The 19202-nt window shown below is 37.8% G+C and carries 18 protein-coding genes; 7 read left to right on the top strand and 11 right to left on the bottom strand.

The features are described 5' to 3' along the window. Nucleotides 1-16 precede the first annotated feature (16 nt). Nucleotides 17-1378, top strand: a complete 1362-nt coding sequence (locus tag LX80_RS09035; protein WP_111295455.1) for a RagB/SusD family nutrient uptake outer membrane protein — start codon at nt 17-19, stop codon at nt 1376-1378. Between the two features lie 82 nt (nt 1379-1460). Here LX80_RS09035 and LX80_RS09030 read toward each other — a convergent pair whose 3' ends face one another. From LX80_RS09030 to LX80_RS09015, 4 genes are all read right to left on the bottom strand, one after another. Next, nucleotides 1461-1778 (bottom strand): hypothetical protein, encoded by a 318-nt coding sequence (locus LX80_RS09030; protein ID WP_111295453.1) that lies wholly within the window; start codon nt 1776-1778, stop codon nt 1461-1463. A gap of 241 nt (nt 1779-2019) precedes the next feature. Further along, entirely contained in the window at nt 2020-2667 is a 648-nt protein-coding gene (locus LX80_RS09025) for a flavin reductase family protein (RefSeq protein WP_111295450.1), read from the bottom strand. A gap of 34 nt (nt 2668-2701) precedes the next feature. Beyond that, nucleotides 2702-3286 carry an FG-GAP repeat protein gene (locus LX80_RS09020; protein ID WP_111295448.1) on the bottom strand — a complete coding sequence of 195 codons (585 nt, stop codon included), beginning with the start codon at nt 3284-3286 and terminating at the stop codon, nt 2702-2704. 103 nt (nt 3287-3389) lie between these two features. Further along, nucleotides 3390-6770, bottom strand: a complete 3381-nt coding sequence (locus tag LX80_RS09015) for a methylmalonyl-CoA mutase family protein (RefSeq protein ID WP_111295446.1) — start codon at nt 6768-6770, stop codon at nt 3390-3392. Nucleotides 6771-6877: 107 nt separating this feature from the next. Between LX80_RS09015 and LX80_RS09010 the strand changes: the two genes are divergently transcribed. Continuing rightward, the gene (locus LX80_RS09010; RefSeq protein WP_111295444.1) at nt 6878-7819 is read left to right on the top strand and encodes an aldose 1-epimerase; all 942 of its coding nucleotides are present in this window, start codon (nt 6878-6880) and stop codon (nt 7817-7819) included. Nucleotide 7820: 1 nt separating this feature from the next. Next, on the top strand, nt 7821-8987 hold the full coding sequence (galK, locus tag LX80_RS09005) for a galactokinase (protein WP_170120422.1): 1167 nt from the start codon (nt 7821-7823) through the stop codon (nt 8985-8987). Here the strand turns inward: galK and LX80_RS09000 are convergent. Further along, complete coding sequence (locus LX80_RS09000; protein WP_111295440.1) at nt 8971-9357, bottom strand: RidA family protein; 387 nt, start codon at nt 9355-9357, stop codon at nt 8971-8973. The genes galK and LX80_RS09000 overlap by 17 nt on opposite strands. 79 nt (nt 9358-9436) lie before the next feature. Here LX80_RS09000 and LX80_RS08995 point away from each other — a divergent pair, with 79 nt between their 5' ends. The 4 genes from LX80_RS08995 (at nt 9437) to LX80_RS08980 (ending at nt 12020) form a co-directional block, all read left to right on the top strand. After that, nucleotides 9437-10051, top strand: coding sequence for a 3-hydroxyacyl-CoA dehydrogenase family protein (locus tag LX80_RS08995; RefSeq protein ID WP_111295438.1), 615 nt, complete (start codon nt 9437-9439; stop codon nt 10049-10051). Nucleotides 10052-10063: 12 nt separating this feature from the next. After that, complete coding sequence (gene tsaB / locus LX80_RS08990; RefSeq protein ID WP_170120421.1) at nt 10064-10765, top strand: tRNA (adenosine(37)-N6)-threonylcarbamoyltransferase complex dimerization subunit type 1 TsaB; 702 nt, start codon at nt 10064-10066, stop codon at nt 10763-10765. An 81-nt stretch (nt 10766-10846) separates the two neighbouring features. After that, the gene (locus tag LX80_RS08985) at nt 10847-11182 is read left to right on the top strand and encodes an ArsR/SmtB family transcription factor (RefSeq protein WP_111295435.1); all 336 of its coding nucleotides are present in this window, start codon (nt 10847-10849) and stop codon (nt 11180-11182) included. Nucleotides 11183-11330: 148 nt separating this feature from the next. Further along, nucleotides 11331-12020: a rhodanese-like domain-containing protein gene (locus tag LX80_RS08980; RefSeq protein WP_111295433.1), complete on the top strand. Its 690-nt coding sequence runs from the start codon at nt 11331-11333 to the stop codon at nt 12018-12020. On the opposite strand, the gene LX80_RS08975 is transcribed toward LX80_RS08980, so the two are convergent. The 6 genes from LX80_RS08975 to LX80_RS08950 are packed head-to-tail and all read right to left on the bottom strand — an operon-like array spanning nt 12021 to nt 19197. Beyond that, nucleotides 12021-12902 carry a lysophospholipid acyltransferase family protein gene (locus LX80_RS08975; protein ID WP_111295431.1) on the bottom strand — a complete coding sequence of 294 codons (882 nt, stop codon included), beginning with the start codon at nt 12900-12902 and terminating at the stop codon, nt 12021-12023. Nucleotides 12903-12948: 46 nt separating this feature from the next. Then, nucleotides 12949-14553 (bottom strand): L-aspartate oxidase, encoded by a 1605-nt coding sequence (gene nadB, locus LX80_RS08970; RefSeq protein ID WP_111295429.1) that lies wholly within the window; start codon nt 14551-14553, stop codon nt 12949-12951. Between the two features lie 23 nt (nt 14554-14576). Beyond that, entirely contained in the window at nt 14577-16589 is a 2013-nt protein-coding gene (ispG, locus tag LX80_RS08965) for a (E)-4-hydroxy-3-methylbut-2-enyl-diphosphate synthase (protein ID WP_111295427.1), read from the bottom strand. A 53-nt stretch (nt 16590-16642) separates the two neighbouring features. Continuing rightward, a complete protein-coding gene (locus LX80_RS08960; RefSeq protein ID WP_111295425.1) occupies nt 16643-17233 on the bottom strand; it encodes a tetratricopeptide repeat protein in 591 nt (196 codons plus the stop codon). After that, the gene (locus tag LX80_RS08955; RefSeq protein ID WP_111295423.1) at nt 17230-18291 is read right to left on the bottom strand and encodes a vWA domain-containing protein; all 1062 of its coding nucleotides are present in this window, start codon (nt 18289-18291) and stop codon (nt 17230-17232) included. The genes LX80_RS08960 and LX80_RS08955 overlap by 4 nt, the downstream gene beginning before the upstream one ends. Nucleotides 18292-18345: 54 nt before the next feature. Beyond that, nucleotides 18346-19197 carry a penicillin-binding transpeptidase domain-containing protein gene (locus LX80_RS08950; RefSeq protein ID WP_111295421.1) on the bottom strand — a complete coding sequence of 284 codons (852 nt, stop codon included), beginning with the start codon at nt 19195-19197 and terminating at the stop codon, nt 18346-18348. Between the last annotated feature and the right edge of the window lie 5 nt (nt 19198-19202).

Raw genomic sequence — 19202 nt, 5'->3', positions numbered from 1 at the left:
ATTGAAAAAAAAGATTATGAAACAGTTTTTATATAAAAGCTTGCTGCTGTTAGGGGTTGTTTATGGAACAGCATGTAACAAAATGCTGAATACTCAGCCTACCCAAAGTATAGACCAAACTGTAGCGCTAAACACTAGCAGTGATGTGTTGGTTGCTTTAACAGGCGCTTATGCCGATATGGGCGTTGAAAATGCTTACGGCGGGTTAACCTTTGTGGCTCCGGATTTATTGGGAAATTTCGCTGAATTAAACTGGAGTGGTACTTATCAGGGAATGACACAAATTTATAATAAATCCATTCCAATTGACAATAACTTCACCACTCAAAATTGGTTAACCAGCTATAAAGCCATTAATGATGTAAATAATGTGCTGAATGCATTGAATGTTGTTACTGCCGATAAAAAGGCCAGTGTTGAAGGACAGGCTAAATTTATTCGTGGTGCATTATATTTTGACTTAGTTCGTTTATTTGCACGTGCCTGGAATGATGGCGATCCAACCGCAAATGACGGAGTACCCTTGGTGTTAACACCAACAACAGGTATTACCGATGCTAATAAAGTAAGTCGTAATAAAGTGTCTGAAGTATATGCACAGGTAATTAGCGATTTAACCGATGCAGAATCTTTATTGCCTGCTACCAACGGTTTTTATGCTAACAAAGCTGCTGCAAGTGCCATGTTAGCAAGAGTATATCTGCAAAAAGGCGATTATCCGAATGCTGCAGCAGCAGCCAATAGAGCTATTACAACTGCTACAGCCAATGGGTTTGCTTTAACAAGCACTTATGCTGCTGCTTTCCCTGCACCTTATCCACCTGCTGCTGTTCCTAACACCAGCGAAGATTTATTTGCCATGCAGGTAACACCTACTTCTGGTTACAATACCTTTAATGAATATTATTCACCTTATAGCCGTGGTGATATTCAAATTAATCAGGCACATTTAAATTTATATGAACCGGGCGATGCTCGCTTAGGCTTATTTTACAACTCTGGTGGCTCTATCTACACAGCAAAATTTGATAATGTTTATGGCAACGTACACATAATTCGCTTGGCAGAAATGTATTTAACCCGCGCTGAAGCAAATTTTAGAATGGGTACTCAAGTGGGTGATGCACCGGTGAATGATATTAATAAAATTAGGCAAAGGGTAAATTTACCACCCTACACTGCAAGTAATCTTACTTTGGCAGCCATTCTTAAAGAAAGAAAATTAGAGTTGGCATTCGAAGGATTTACTTTGCATGATGTTAAACGTACACAAGGTACAGTGGGTAATTTAAATTATAATTCGCCTAAATTGGTGTTTCCTATACCTAAGCGCGAAATTATTGTAAATCCTAATTTAACTCAAAATGCCGGTTACTAACGTAGTATCATTGCAGTAATAAAATAATAAATGCCGCTTAAATTTAAGCGGCATTTTGTTTTATAGGGTAACGCCAAAAAAATTAATCACGATCCCATCTTCCATGACCTTTTTCATGTCCTCTTCCACGACCCGGACCATCGTAATATCTTCTGTCTCTATCATAATAGCGATCTCTTGCATATACATCATAGTAAACATAACGAGGGCGTGCAGGTACTACTACAACGGAACGGGGTGCACATACAGGATATTCATCATAAACTACAACAGGGCGCGGAGCCGGATAATATACTGGTGCACCTATACCAAGATTTACATTCACTCTAACTTGCGCTTGTGCTTGTTCAACAAATCCCAATGCGGCAATTATTCCGAGTGTCATCATCAGCTTTTTCATAACTAAAGGTTTTAATGGTTAACAATTGAGCAGTTTACTAAGGTTACTGAAAACTTATTTAAACGCTTCTAATCAACATAAAACCAATTATGTGCCAATTTTTTAAAGCCAAGCGCATTCGTAATAAAATTTTCTGCAACTTAACAAATGTATTAATTCGTAAAAGCCAATATTTTCAATACATGTAGCTTTCAAAATCAAAAATATTGGAATGTGTTTGATGCAAAAATTCAATTGCCTATTAACAAATATTTTGTAAAATGGATTGTGTTGGTTCATTGGGTTTGGCATAACGGTATCGTTGAATTAGTTGACCGGTATAATATGCATCGGCGCCCAAACAGGCCATTGAACCTGCTTTTTCAATGGCTATAAATCCATCTGAAGCGGGTGTTATTGTTTTTAGAATAATATCTGTTATGCTTCCAATTACCAAAAATGTTTGATTATGCCTGATGGGGACTATTTCAACTAACTGCACTGCATATTGAATATTGCTTTCTTTTACAAATGGCGCTTTTATTCCTTCAATAAATTCCATAGTTAATCCTGTAGCATCAAATTCATTTACATTTAATGCATACTTGGCACTTGTTTGATGTGCCTTATCAGTAAATTCTGTGGTTACATGATTAATGGTGTAAACACCGGTAGCTTCTATATTGGCTAAAGTGTGTGGTGCCGCAGCAATGGGGCGGTTAATATAACCTACCAAAGCTGGATTGGAACCTAAATGAACTACACTGCTAAATATGGCTACGTTAGGTACACCTTCTGCGTTAATGGTGCCGATTAAATTGGCGGATTTAAAACCTGTAATGCATTGCAGTAAATTAGCACGATAAAATCTTTCCCAATTTTGAATGGTTGATTGATTATAATGTATCATTTAATTGTAACAACCATTTTCACAAATGGTTGTATTAGTTGATATTGGGAGCTGCTACCTCATATACATGCATAGGTTTAAAACTCATTTTATCTCCCTCCTCTTTTACTAATTGGTATTGAATAAACCTTTTTTTACCGGTATAGGTAGCACTTGAATCATTTGAGGAGTATATGGGGTAACTACGCATTAATAGGCCTTGCATAATTTGAAAATGATCATTTCCCTTATATCCAACCCTTAATTTGGGGTCATTTAAAATATCGGGGAAGCCGGCAACGGATATGGATTTGTTTTCACTTGATATCAAAGTAATTACATTGCCATACTGCTCATTGGGCCCATTGTAAACATTAATCATTAAATCGGGATAGCCATCATTGTTAAAATCATCAATCGCAATTTGTTTAATGACACCTTTTACAAAAAACTCAGGGTCGCGGGCACCACTAAAACCAATTAGTTTAATACTGGCCAAATTGTTATTGGCATCTTTGTTATTGCAACGTACCCGATAACCCACTTTGCCATATAGCACTGTTGAGTCAAACTTATTACTTTGTGCCATTGCAAATAATGGCAGCATTATTATTGCTGTTAGCCATCCCTTTTTATGCATGGTTGTTTTTATTTTATGCAACTGAGCTAATACAAAATTTCATCTTCACATTGGGTAAAGATGAAATTTTTTTAGTTGTTTTTATCATTAAAATTTGTTCAAATTACATATTGCGTCTGTATTGCCCTCCTGCTTCATAAAGCGCATTGGTAATTTGTCCTAAGCTGCAGTAAGGTGCTACTTCCATAATAGCTTCAAAAATATTTCCGTTTTGTTTAGCTACTTGTTTTAGCAGGGCTAGCTTTTCTTTTACTAAAACCTCATTCCTTTGTTGAAATGCTTTTAGGTTTTGAATTTGTTGTTCTTTTTCTTCGGTGGTTGAACGTATAACTTCGCCGGGTATTACGGTTGGGCTGCCATTTTTATTTAAGAAGGTATTAACACCAACAATGGGTAGTTCACCGGTATGTTTTAAAGTTTCGTAATGTAAACTTTCTTCTTGAATTTTATTGCGTTGGTACATACGTTCCATTGCACCTAGTACACCTCCGCGTTCATTAATGCGGTCAAATTCGGCCAAAACGGCTTCTTCTACTATATCGGTTAATGTTTCAATGGCAAAGCTGCCTTGTATAAAGTTTTCAATTTGTGCAGTGCCCAATTCTCTGTTAATGATTAACTGTATAGCCATTGCTCTGCGTACACTTTCTTCAGTAGGTGTGGTAATGGCTTCATCATATGCATTGGTATGTAAGGAATTACAATTATCATAAATGGCATATAATGCTTGCAAAGTGGTTCTTATATCATTAAAATCAATTTCCTGCGCATGCAAACTTCTACCGGATGTTTGTATATGGTATTTTAATTTTTGTGAACGTTCATTCCCATTGTATTTATATTTCATGGCTTTAGCCCAAATGCGGCGTGCTACTCTTCCAATTACACTGTATTCAGGGTCCATTCCATTGCTGAAGAAGAAGGAAAGATTCGGCGCAAAATCATCAATATGCATGCCTCTGCTTAAATAGTATTCAACATATGTAAACCCATTGGCTAAAGTAAAAGCTAATTGTGTAATGGGGTTGGCGCCTGCTTCTGCAATATGATATCCGCTAATGCTTACACTATAAAAATTGCGCACTTTGTGGTCAATAAAATATTGCTGTACATCGCCCATTAACTTTAATGCAAACTCGGTTGAAAAAATGCAAGTATTCTGCGCTTGATCTTCTTTCAAAATATCGGCTTGTACAGTTCCGCGTACTTGCGATAGGGCATTGGCTTTAATGGATTGGTAAACATCTTGGGGTAAAACTTCACTTCCCTGTAAGCCCAATAACTTTAAACCAAGCCCATTATGGCCTTCCGGTAATCTTTCCGGAGCTAATGGATTATAATAAACAGGTCTATGTAATGTTTTGTATTTTTTCTGTGCATATGCCTCTACTTCGGGCCATAAATTATGTTGTTCAATGTATTTCTCGCACTGTTGATCAATAGCCGCATGCAGGAAAAATGCCAGAATAATAGGTGCAGGCCCGTTAATTGTCATGCTTACCGATGTTTTCGGGTCGCATAAATCGAAGCCGCTGTATAATTTTTTGGCATCATCAACGGTAGCAATACTTACACCGCTGTTTCCAATTTTACCATAAATATCCGGACGTTTGGCAGGGTCTTCGCCATACAAAGTAACACTGTCAAAGGCAGTGGAAAGTCTTATGGCAGGTTGACCAAATGAAACATAATGAAACCGTTTATTGGTACGTTCCGGACCACCTTCACCTGCAAACATACGAGTAGGATCTTCACCGGTTCGTTTCAGTTCAAATACACCGGCAGTGTAAGGAAACTTACCCGGTACATTTTCTTGCAATTGCCAATGTAAAATATCGCCCCAGTCTTTGTACTTTGGTAAAACAATTTTGTGGATTTTTGTGCCGCTTAATGAGGTAACGGTTATCGCTTGCTGTAATACTTTTCCCCGCACTTCATAATTTAAAAAGGATGCGTTGTATTGTTCTACCAGTTTAGGCCAATTTTCAATTAATTCATAACACTGTGTTTCCAGTTGTTGCTTTGCTTGGTTGTATGCTGTTTGAATAGCTTCATTTTCCTTAAGGTTTTTAATGGTAAGAACACCATTTAATTGGTAAAGTTTTGAAGCAATTTGGCTTTGCTGTTCAACCCAGGCATTATATTCTTTAATGCGTTCCGTTATTTCGGATAAATAACGCACTCTTTTGGCCGGAATTATGGAGGGTTTTTGGCTGTGAATTGCTAATTCTTCATTGCTTAAAGGGGCATTCGGCCATTGCAATTGTAGTTTTTCGTTGGTTTTGCTCATTAATAAATGAAAAAGTGTATTCATGCCCGGATCGTTGAATTGGGCTGCAATGGTGCCAATAATTGGTAATTCAGTTGCCTTGGCTTCAAATAATTGATGATTACGTTTGTATTGCTTTTGTACATCTGCCAAAGCATCTAAGGCACCGGCTTTATCAAATTTGTTTATGGCAATTAAATCGGCGTAGTCCAGCATGTTAATTTTTTCTAATTGAGTAGCTGCACCATATTCCGGAGTCATTACATAAAGGCTAACATCGCTGCAATGTAAAATGGATGCATCACTTTGTCCCACACCTGCACTTTCAATAATAATACAATCAAATCCGGCTGCTTTACAAATGGCAATGGCATCTTCAGCGTGTGCACTAATGGCGGTATTGTCTTCACGGGTAGCTAAACTGCGCATGTAAGTGCGTGGCCCGGCAATGGCGTTCATTCTAATTCTATCGCCCAATAAGGCACCGCCGGTTTTTTTCTTTGAAGGGTCAATACTAATAACAGCTATGGTTTTATCGGGATATTGATGTAAGAATCTACGCACCAATTCATCCGTTACAGAACTTTTTCCTGCTCCACCGGTACCCGTAATGCCAATTACCGGAATTCTATCTTTAGGTGCATGGGTTTGTTTTAGATAATCCAGTATTGACTGGTAAGAAGCTTTATTTTCTGCCAGCGTAATAGCTCTGGCTATGGCAACAATATCTTTTTGTTCCTGTAGCGCAAACGATTTTTTTTCTTTATTCAAATCAAGCGAAGGAAAAATAACGGTACCGCATTTTTGTAGCACATCTTCAATCATTCCTTCTAAACCCATATGGCGTCCATCATCGGGTGAATAAATACGGCTAATGCCATATTGATGTAAAATTTCAATTTCTTCGGGTAAAATAGTTCCTCCACCACCACCAAAAATTTTAATATGCCCGCAACCATTTTCCTCCAAAAGATCTTTCATGTATTTAAAAAACTCAACATGGCCTCCTTGGTAAGAGGTAATGGCAATACCATGTACATCTTCTTCAATAGCTGCCTCTACAATTTCATGCACACTTCTATTATGACCTAAGTGAATGACTTCTGCGCCCTTGCTTTGTAATATTCTGCGCATGATATTAATAGCTGCATCATGCCCATCAAACAAACTGGCAGCAGTTATTAATCGTATCTTCAAATCGTTATTTGGTTTCATAATCACTAATTACTGGTAGCCTGCAAAATTAATGCATTGATGTTAACGGTTGTTAGTTTTTGTGGATACAGGAATTTTATTTTTACATTGTGCAGTAAAAAACAGGTATGCGGTTCAATAGCTCAATTATTTCTAAGCAACCTTTTGAGGTTATACAATTAAAAGATGAACAAACAGGCACAGCAGTTGAAATTTATGCCATGGGGGCATTGTTAAATAGCTTTAAGGTGCCGGTAAAAGACGGATATCAAAATGTTATAGATGGTTTTGACAATGCTGAAGCGGCTTTACAGGAAATTACTTATGGCTTTAAAAGTGCTAAATTATCGCCCTTTGTTTGCCGTATGGCCAATGGCCAATTTACCATTAATGGACATACTTACACGGTAGGCAAATTCTATTTGGGCAATCATGCAATTCATGGTTTGGTATATGATGCCATTTTTGAAGTGGTGAACTTACATGCCAATGATTATGGTTGTACAGTAGGATTGCGCTATCAATATAAGGGCGATGATAAAGGATATCCTTTTCCGTTTGAGTTATTAATTAACTGGAAGTTGCAAGCCAATCAAACTGTAACTGTTACCACTTCAGTAGTGCACCATGGTTCCAGCCCCATTCCTTACAGCGATGGATGGCATCCTTATTTCACTTTAGGAACGGGTATTGACGAATGCACCTTACAATTCAGCAGCAATAAACAGGTTGAATTTGATGAACGTTTATTACCTACCGGTGTTATGTTAGATGATAATCGTTTTGAAAATGGCATGCTGTTAAAAGATGTGAACCTCGATAATTGTTTTGTTTTAAACAGCGAACAGCCAGCACATTGTGTATTAAAAAATCATTTGCTGGAACTGCATATAACACCGGATAAAGCATATCCTTATTTGCAAGTTTATATTCCGCCACACCGTAAAAGTATGGCTATTGAAAATTTAAGCAGTGCTCCCGATGCGTTTAACAACGATATGGGATTGCTGTTACTGCAACCGGATCGGTATTATATCTTCAGTACAACTTATTCCGTTAAAGCTTTGTAAAATGGCAGAAAATGCTAACATTATATTGCAATTGTTTCATCAACAATTTGCTGAAGAACCGCAGTTGTTTTTTTCGCCGGGGCGAATGAATTTAATTGGCGAACACATTGATTATAATGACGGTTTTGTTTTGCCTGCTGCCATAAATAAAGGCATTTGGATTGCTATTGCTCCCAATCAATCCAATTTAATTCATTGCATTGCGGCCGATATCAATGATTCTCTTATAGTAGATGTTGATAATATTACAAAACAGCAGGGCTGGAAAAATTATATATTAGGCGTATTGCATGTATTGCAGCAGGAACACAAAAATATTCAAGGGTTTCATTGTGTATTTGGGGGAAATTTGCCCCATGGTGCCGGTCTTTCCTCCTCTGCAGCTATTGAGGCCGGATTTTTATTTGCGCTTAACCATATTTTTTCCTTGCAGTTAAACTTGTTACAAATGGCTTTATTGGCGCAGCAAGCGGAACATAGTTACCCCGGTGTGCAATGTGGTATTATGGATATGTATGCTAACTTATTTGGAAAAAAGGAACATGCCATATTGTTAGATTGTGTGAGCCTGCAACACAAATGGGTACCCTTGTTATTGTCGCAGTATGAAATTGTATTAATCAATTCCGCAGTGCATCATAGTTTAGCATCGGGTGAATACAATAAGCGAAGAGCAGAATGTAAAGAAGGTTTAAATGTATTATCTGCTGTTCCGGGTTATGGCAATAGCTTTCGTAATATTACCCCTCAAATGGTGAAGCAACAGCAAGCATTACTTCCCGAAATTATTTATAAGCGATGCTTATATGTGGTAGAAGAAATGGAAAGAGTGCAATTAGCGGCTGATTATTTGCAGCAAAATAATATAGCAGCATTCGGATCTTTGTTATATGAAACCCATCATGGTTTGCAGCATTTGTATGAAGTAAGTTGCCCTGAAATTGATTATTTGGTGCAACAGGCTAAACAGCAGAAAGCGGTTATTGGGGCAAGACTAATGGGGGGTGGATTTGGTGGTACCGTTATTTGCATTATTGAAAAGCAGGCAGCACAAAATATTGTGCAAGAAATTGTAAACAACTATCGGCAAAAATTCAATATTCAGGCTGAGGCCTATTTTGTGCAACCCGCCTCCGGAACACATTGGGTACCTATAAATGCTGAATAGCAATCATGCTAATTTCAACATGCACATTTCTGGGTAATGTTTTTACGGCTACGGTTTCACGTGCAGGATAATCGCCTGTGAAATAGCTGCCATAAATTTCATTCACCTTGGCAAATAAATCCATATCACTTAAAAATATGGTTGTTTTCACCACATGCTCAAATGAAATTTTACATGCATCTAAAATTGCTTTTATATTTTGCATTACCTGATGCGTTTCAACTTCAATATTGTGTGTCATTAATTCACCTGTTGTAGGGTGCAATGCAATTTGCCCGCTTAAATAAATGGTGTCACCGGCTTTTACCGCTTGGTTATATGGTCCAATAGGGGCAGGTGCATTTTCGGTTTTAATAATTTGCTTCGTCATAAAAAACTAGTTTTACTATGGCAAGTAAATGCTTTTCGGGTTATAAACCAACCTATTTTTGTGCTTTAAATTGGGTATTATGACGATTTTGGTGAATGCTAATGAACAACAAATGCAGTTTTTTTTACAAAAAACCATTTCCGGAACTATACAAATAGTACAATACAACGGTGTCGATATAATAACTGCTGATGCTTATTTCGATTGTTTGTATGAAGAAAATGGCGCTGCTTTCACAACTGTTACTAATGCTCCTGTTTTTGTGAATGCGGTTATTGCAACCACGCAAAATATGCCCAAAAACTTTATCCGCTTTAACGGGTGGCCTTATTTTTTAGAACGACATGTATGGGAATTAACCAATATTCATTCCGATATACAAAAAACTGCAGAAGCGCTTTTGCAGCAAATGGCTATTAAACCTATATGGTGTGCCGATATTCCGGGTTTTATGGCTGCACGTAGTATCGCTGCTATTATTAATGAAGCTTATTTTGCTTTAGGCGAATCGGTAAGTACAGTGGAAGATATAAATACGGCCATGCGTTTAGGCACCAATTATCCTTTAGGCCCATTTGAATGGGTGAATATTATTGGCCAAAAACGCATTGTACAATTATTGCATGCTATGCAACAACAAAATCAGCAATATCAAATTGCACCTTTGTTATTAACTTCATCTGCTAATAAATAAATCACATATCTATTGGCACTTATATTAAATATTGATACCGCTACAGAATTAGCTTCAGTGTGTTTATGTTATAACACTGAAATATTATCTATTCGCTTTAGCAGTGAACAAAAAAATCATGCTGCTTTTATTCAACCTGCTATTCAACAAATCATGCAGGAATTAAACCAAAGCCTTGAAAACATTGATGCAATTGCCGTTACGGGCGGCCCCGGCAGTTACACCGGCTTGCGTGTTGGCTTAGCCACAGCAAAGGGTATTGCCTATGCATTAAATAAACCTTTAATTATTGAAAATACTTTAAAAGCAATGGCTCAGGCAGCAGTAGAAGCATGTGCTGCATTAGCGCAATTACATACCGTTAAGCCATGGTTAATAGCACCCATGATTGATGCCCGCAGAATGGAAGTATTTACAGCTGTATTTACACCTGTTTTGCAAACCATAATGGAACCTACTGCAGAAGTTTTAAGTGAAAACAGTTTTAATAACCTGTTAAAAGACAATTATATATTATTTTTTGGAAGTGGTAGTTTAAAGTGGAAAGAAATGGTGCAAAATTCATCGGCCTTCTTTTCAGCAATCAACTATAATGCAGGCCATTTGGGCATTTTGGCTTATGAGTCCTTTCAAAACAATCGGTTCGAAAATATTGCTTACAGCACACCTTTTTATTTGAAAGAATTTTATAATCCAAAAAAAAATGTCAAATAACCCTTTTTTGGTATACACTGTATTTAAAAAGTATTTAACTTTAGCCTCATATTGTAATTTTTTAATCCCCAATCACTAAACATGAGTAGTTCACAAAACACACTAACCTTAAGCAATGGCAGGCCCAGTGTTAAGGTTGATCTGATTCAGTCAAAGAAGGCTGCACTTATTTTAAGAGCGCTGAACCACAAGCTTCGTCAGCAAATGCTAAAGTTGTTAGACGAAAACAAAAAAATGACTGTTACTGAGTTGTACGTAAAATTGCGTTTAGAGCAATCCGTTGCTTCACAGCATTTGGCTATTTTGCGCCGTGCTGAACTGGTGAATACCCAGCGCAATGGTAAATTTATTTTCTACACACCCAACTATGCACGTATTAACGAAGTAATGAAATTTGTTACTGAATTAGTTGGTTAAACACCATTTGTTGTAACCCTTTTAATCCACTGTTCCCACAAGCAGTGGATTTTTTTTGCCTATAAAGCAGAAATTTTAAGCCCTTAACTTAAATAAAGTGAATAGTATCAACCCATTAACTTTGCGTTTGTAATTCTGAATTGATTTTATGACTGATAACCAAGTACAACCACTTGCATTTACTGTTGCCGATGTTTTACAACGTTGTGCACAGCAAGAAGATATAATTTTAATAGACATTCGTCCGGCCGACAGCTTTGAAGCAGGTTACATTACAGGCAGTATTGCTATTTGTACAGAAGATAATATAGCCGAATGTTTACAAGAATTACAACTGCAAGCGCAGCCCGTTATATTAATTGCTAATGATAATGAAGCAGCATATATATCGCAACTGCAACAGAATGGCTATCAGGTAATCGGCTATTTAAAAAACGGTTTTGCTAACTGGCAAATGCTTAATGAACCCATTGATGTATTAATAGCCGTTGAGCCCGATGAGTTGGCCATGGATATTAAATTTGATGAGAAGTTAGTACTGATTGATGTTCGTTCAGAAGAAGCATATGATACCATTCATTTAAATGAATCAGCCAATATTCCTTTTTCCAATTTAAACGATCCCGGCAGTATGGCTAATTTTGAAGAATTCCAAAATATTTATATTTATGGAAGCAATGCTTATCGGGGCATTACTGCTTGTACGCTCATTAAAAAACAAGGCATTCATAATCTGCGCCACTTGAAAGGCGGATGGCCTGCTATTGAAAGCCTGCCTGCATTATTTGATATTATTAAAGCAGACACCAATAAAAAACCATTAGAAAATAATAATTAATTATTTTAATAAATGACCATGTTTTTCGGGGTCAAAAGTCCACTTCCAGCGACGATGGCTCCATAAATAATTGGCAGGTCTGGTCTTAATTTCCGATTCTATAAAAGTAATCATAGCCTTTGTAATGGATGCTTCGGGCAATGATTTGGGGTCGGTGGTATATAAATGTAATTTGGAATCGTAATACCCTCTTTTTATTCGGTAGAAACTGCAAAAAATAACGGCAGTATTATTATGCCTGGCACTTAATTCAGGGCCTTTTACAAAAGGAGCAGGTTTACCAAAAAATGAAAACCAATAAGAATTATCCGGTTTACCCGGATTTTGATCCCCTACCAAAATAAGTGCATAGGGTGGAACAGCTTCTTGGGTAAACTCTTTTTTAAAGTTGGAAGATGAAATGAGTCTTGTTCCAAATCTGCTTCTTATATGATAAAAAAGCCGATTGAATACTTTGTTTTCAATTGGTTTATATACTACTAAAAAGCGATGCATTAGTTTACGCGCATAAGCTACATTGGCATATTCCCAATTAAAAAAATGCCCTAACAACAGTTGTGCATTTTTTCCTTCCGCATAAAGTTGATTCAATATTTCAGTATCGGTTTTTACTCTTTTTTCCAATTCTTTTTCTGATATTGACACCAGCTTGATAACCTCAACAAAGGTATCCGTAAATTGACGGTAAAATTCTTTGGCAATTTTTTTTCGCTCTGCTTCTGTTTTCTCCGGAAATGCAATGGCCAAATTATTATATACTACCTGTTTTCGATAACCCACCAAATAATAAATAACTACATAAGCCAAATCGCTTATCCAATAAAGCACACGCCAGGGTAACAGCGAAATCAAATAAAATAATGCATAAACAATATAATACATGTTTTTTCTAAAGTTGATAATTTAAATAATGCCAATGGCATGGTGGTTAAAGAATAATATTTTGCAGCAGTTCACTTTTTTGTAAATGGTCGGTGTTATAATGAAGCCCCCTGCTTTCTTTTCTGAACATTGCGCTTTTAACAATTAGGTAGCCAACAGTTATTAAATTTCTTAACTCGCAAAGTTGTGGCGATACGGTAACGGTCTTATACAATTGTTCTGTTTCTTCAAACAATAAATCAAGCCGTTTCATGGCGCGTTGCAAACGTACGTCTGTTCTAACAATACCAACATAGTCGCTCATTAATTGTTCCAATTCTTTACGACTTTGTGTAATTAATATCATTTCTTTCGGGTGTGTGGTTCCCATTGCATTCCAATTAGGAATATTTGTATTATATTCTATTTGATGAATTAATTCAACACTGGCCAAATAACTTCTGTGCGCAAATACCATAGCCTCTAATAAACTATTACTTGCCAAACGATTGGCACCGTGCAATCCGGTACTGGCACATTCGCCACAAGCAAATAAGTGTTGAATAGATGTTTTTCCCCATTCATCTGTTTTAATGCCGCCACAACTGTAATGTGCTGCCGGTGCAACGGGTATCCATTGCCGTGCAACATCAATCCCTATGCTCAAGCATTTCTCATAAATATTGGGAAAATGTTGTTTAAACTTTTCCATATTCATGTGTGTGCAATCTAAATACACATGCTCTGTACCATCTTTTTTCATTTCACTGTCAATAGCCCTTGCTACAATATCGCGTGGCGCCAAATCTTTTCTTTCATCATACTGTTCCATAAAGGCTTCGCCTTTCTTGTTGCGTAAAATACCCCCATCACCACGCACGGCTTCCGTAATTAAAAAAGAAGGGGACACCCCGGGTTGATATAATGCTGTGGGATGAAATTGAATGAACTCCATATTTTCAATTCTTCCTTTGGCTCTGTACACCATTGCCACACCGTCACCGGTTGCTATGGTGGGGTTGGTAGTAGTTCGGTAAACCTGGCCACAACCTCCGCTGGCTAAAACAGTTATCTTGGCTAAAATTTTTTCAATCTCATTGGTTTGGGTATTCAACACATAAACACCATAACATTGTATATCGGGCGTTGATTTAGTTACCAAATAACCTAAATGGTGTTGTGTAATTAAATCAACCACAAACCAATGATGTTTTATTTCAATATTTTTAGTGGCTTTTACTTGTGCCAGTAAAGCTCTTTCTAATTCCTGCCCTGTAACATCTTTATGGTGTAAAATGCGGTAAGCGCTATGCCCGCCTTCGCGTCCTAAAGCATATTGTCCGCTGGCATCTTTATCAAATATGGCACCATAATCTATTAATTCCTGAATGCGCTCCGGGCCTTCTTTTACTACTATTTCAACAATATTGGGATTGCATAATCCATCACCGGCTATTAAGGTATCTTCAATATGTTTTTCAAAACTATCGGTTGTTTCATCCCATACACCGGCTACACCACCTTGTGCATATTTTGTGTTGGTTTCTTCTGCATGGGTTTTGGTAATAACGGTAACGGTTTTGTCGGGAAAATGTTTGGCAGTTTTTAGTGCATAACTTAAACCTGCAATACCGGATCCTATCACTAAAAAATCGGTTCTTAACTCACTCATAACAACAAAAATGTATTAATAAATTATACGGTTGGTTCTATCCAAGCTTCATTTTCTTTCAAAAGCTTTATAAGCTCATCCAAAGCAATACTGCTGTCAATATTTCGCTTCACAATTTCTTTGCCTTTGTATAATGTAATTTTTCCCGGGCCACTGCCTACATAGCCAAAATCGGCATCGGCCATTTCGCCGGGGCCATTGACAATACAACCCATAATGGCAATTTTTACACCTTTTAAATGGTGGGTTTTTGCACGAATTTTTGCAGTGGTTTCCTGCAAGTCGAATAATGTGCGGCCACAACTGGGGCAGGAAATGTATTCAGTTTTTGAAATACGACAGCGGGTGGCTTGCAAAATACCAAATGCAGTATTATTCATAAATGCTTCAACAGAAGTATTGCTTACATAGTTTCGGCCACTGGCATTCGCATTGTTTTGTTGCAGGGATTGATAACTGCTTTCTTGCATGGAAAGCATTAATCCATCACCCATGCCATCTAGCAGTAATCCGCCTGCAGTAGTGGCATAGTGAACCAAGTGTTCATCAACGGTGTGCCATTGACTGTTAATGTTTAATACCACCGGGTTTTGTATGCCTTTATTCATCATTTCCATCACCATTCGTCTAATGGCTTGCATATTTCTGTTATTGCCGGTTTGTAAACAAAAAACAACTGATGGGTGCTTTTGTAATTCGGCTAAATAGGTAAAATCATTCAAGCCTGTTTCATCGCTAAAACAGTCAACGGAAACAAAGTTTAGTTGTTCATCGGTTTGCTTTGCTTTTAAAAAGCCTGCTGCTGTAAATAATGGATGGTATTGACTTTTATTCTGCGATAATTCCCATGCTGAAGGATGACAAATAACTTGCAAAGTGCCGGGTAATTCAAAATTTAATAATTGATAGCCGGTAAAAATATAGTCGGCAGCTGCATCTCCAATACTCCATTTATCTGTATCGGCATGGTAAGTATAACCAATGCTACGCAAATGCTGTGGCGTTATGTCATTTATTTTACTGAAATCTGCAATAACTACCGGAACATGATGTCCGCCAATATTTTGAATAGCATTGCTATTCCTGCGTTTATACTCAAACGGATTGTAAGGTATGGTATTGATGGCCGGAATGGGTGTTTTATTCAAATCGGGTTGGGTATATCGCTTTACTAAATCTTTACAAACCGGAATTTCAAATTCAGGATCTTCCGTAAGGGAAACCCTTATGGTATCACCAATACCATCTTCCAATAAAGTGCCTATACCTGCTGCACTTTTAATGCGGCCATCTTCTCCATCGCCGGCTTCTGTTACTCCTAAATGCAGCGGATAACATTCATTAAACTCAGTTAGCATTTGTTGAATCAGTAACCGATAGGCTTGTACCATTACCTGTGGGTTGCTCGATTTCATGCTTAATACAATGTTATGGTAGTTTAAACTACGGGCAATACGCAAAAACTCCATGGCACTTTCTACCATGCCATTGGGTGTATCACCATAACGACTCATAATTCTATCGCTGAGTGAACCATGATTGGTGCCAATACGCATCGCTGTGCCATATTCCTTACAAATATTTACCAAGGGTGTAAATTTTTCCCGAATGCGTTCAATTTCTTCGGCATACTCAGCATCGGTATATTCCAGTTGCTCAAACTTCTTTTTATCTACATAATTGCCCGGGTTTATGCGTACTTTTTCAACAATGCGAGCTGCAATTTCAGCGGCATTAGGTGTAAAATGTATGTCGGCTACTAAAGGCGTTGTGTACCCTCTTTTACGTAATTCGTTTTTGATGTTCAATAAGTTTTCTGCCTCATTTTTTGAAGGGGCAGTAATTCGCACCAATTCGGCACCGGCTTCAATGCATCTGATGGCTTGCTCAACAGTAGCCAGGGTATCCATGGTATCGGTGGTTGTCATGGTTTGAATGCGAATAGGGTGTCCGTTACCCAGTAATAAATCGCCAATTTTTACCTCACGTGTTTTTAAGCGGCTATATTGGGTTAAACTATTACAATAAAGTTGCATGGTATAGTGTTTATACAATGATTTAGTTAAACAAATGAGTGCATGAAAAGTTGCTACCAGTCTTTTTCCGTATTTACCGGCTTAAGTTTTTGTTTTTCATATTGTTGTAGCTCTTTCTCTTGCTGTCGTAATTGGTTTAGCAAATTATCGGCTTGTTGTTTGTTCAATGGGTTTTTAGGTTGTGGTTTATTTTGCTGATTATTTTGCTGTTGTTTTTTTTGTTCATTCAATGCTTTCTGCAAATTATTGCGGGCAGAATCACTGTAAGGATTCAGCAATAAACTTTGTTTCCAGGCATTAATGGCGTTGGCTAATTGTTGTTGCTTAATGGCAGCAACACCCGAATTGTAATACGCTTTGGCTTTTAAATCATTATCATTTGTAACGGCTGCTGCCTGCTCAAATTGTTTAGCTGCAGCTTCATAATTTTTTTGTTGTTGCAATGCGTTGGCTTTATTAAACAATGCAATGCTATTATTGGGGTTCAGCTCCAGCACCTTGTCGTACCATTGTTCCGCTTCATTATAATGGCCTGATTGGTACAACTGATTGGCTTTATACAATAAAGCTTGTTCCTGTTTGTTTTGTGCTCTGGAACCAATGGCCGGCACAACAAAAACTAATATGGCTATCCATTGCTTCATGTTGCTAATACTTGCTTCGGTTGCATAAGCTTTTCGTTTGCCTGTTGTTGGTTAAGCTTTACTTTGCGTTTGCTGCTTTTCTTTTCAGAAATAAAAATTTCTAACAAAAGTAAAACAAGCGCCACTGCCAGAAAAGCTGCGTAATACAAGGTGTATTGAACATAACCGCCATTATTGTTTAATGGTTTGGTTTGCATGCTGTTTAATTGAGCTGCTATTTCATTAGCCACTTGTGCGGTGTTATCTAAAAAATAATATTGTCCATCCGTAGTTTGCGCTAAGGACTGTAAAAGGGGTGCATCCAATCGGGAAATAACGGTTTTCCCATTCGCATCTTTTTTATAAAGCCCATTTTCTAAAATGGGTGCACCTTGTGCCGTGCCAACGCCCACAGTATATAAAACCGTGCCATGGTCGGCTAAGGTAGAAGCAGCCGCGGATGCCCCGGCATCTAAATCTTCACCATCGGTTACCAATACAACTGCTTTGTATTTTTTCTCCTTATCATCCAATGAAGCGTCAGCCAACCTTAATGCAGCGCCAATATTAGTGCCCTGTACAGGGGCCAAATCGGGTGAGGCATTATCAATAAACAACTTTGTGGCTACCGCATCGGGTGTTAACGGCATTTGTAAATAGGCTTCGCCGGCAAACACCACCAATCCTATGCGGTTGTGTTGTATGTTGGGCACCAATTGATTTAAAAAGGTTTTGGCCTTTTCTAAACGATTGGGGGGCACATCCTGACTCAACATGCTTTTACTTACATCCAATACCAGCATTACATCAATACCATTGCCCTTGCTGCCTTTTTCGGGTTTCGGACTTCTTAAGTTAGCCCAGGAAATAACAATTAATGCAATGGCAATTAATAATAAAGTAACTTTTAGCCCATAACGTTGCGGCAGATAGTTATTGGTTAGTTGCTGCACCAACTGAGCATTACCCAGCATTTTGCGGGTACGCTTCTTAAAATGTATGGCAGCAAAATAGGCCAACAGCAGGGGTAAAAGCACCCCTAATGCCCATAAATAATGTGGTTGGCCAAAATGTATCATGTGCTGCAAGCTACAGGTTACTGTTAAAAAGGAAAAACTAAATTGTTGTTTATCCTATTTCTTCCCTTTAAAAAAGCCCAAATGCGAAAGCAAATCGCGGGTTAATTGCAGGTTTGTGGCAGCTAAAGCCACATTACCCGGTGCTTCCGTATTCAGTACAAAAAAATAAGGGTGCTTATTTTCTTCTATCCATCCCAATACCCAGCCAATTTGTTGTTGGTTAGGCAAAACGCCTTCACCGGTAATATATGCCAATTGATAATTGGCATTGTTTTCCTTCATCAACAATCTTTTTATCAAAACTTGCCAGGTTTTATCAAATGGCAATTGACCAAAATACAAGCGTTTAATTAAACCCAACTGTTCATCGGCGGTAATGGTAAGGGTATTATTCATCCAAAAACTATCAACACTATTGCCTATTAAATGATTGCCATATTTCAAACTGTCTAACCAAAATTGCATTTTTTCCTTACCGGTTCTGCGTGCAACTTCCTGAAAATAGGCAGTAATGTTGTGCGCCATGGCCGTATCAAAATTGGGACTATGATTACTGCTGTCGTTATTACCTTGTGTAACAGCGGCAGGGGGTAATGGAATCACCATTCTTTCATTGGCAATAGTACCCGTTTGTAAACCAATTAAGGCTGTTACAATATTGAAGGTGGCATTGGGTTGATAAGCAGAATCTAAATACTGTTTAAAATGGTAAGTCGTAAAACTGCCTGCACCATTATCGAATAAAGCAAAGCTGCCGGTTACGCCATGTTGGGTAAAATCATTACCCAGTGAAGCATCTTCATGAATATTATTGGAATTGCATGCCTGCAACCAAATAACAGGTAACAGCAGTGCCCAACTTTTAAAAAACCCCAATCTCCGTAAAAAACGACTACCTTTTTGCATAGCAA

This window comes from Hydrotalea sandarakina (genome assembly GCF_003254115.1).
GTDB lineage: Bacteria > Bacteroidota > Bacteroidia > Chitinophagales > Chitinophagaceae > Hydrotalea > Hydrotalea sandarakina.
The sequence above is the reverse complement of the archived record's forward strand: the minus strand, read 5'-3'. Positions and strand labels throughout refer to the sequence as shown.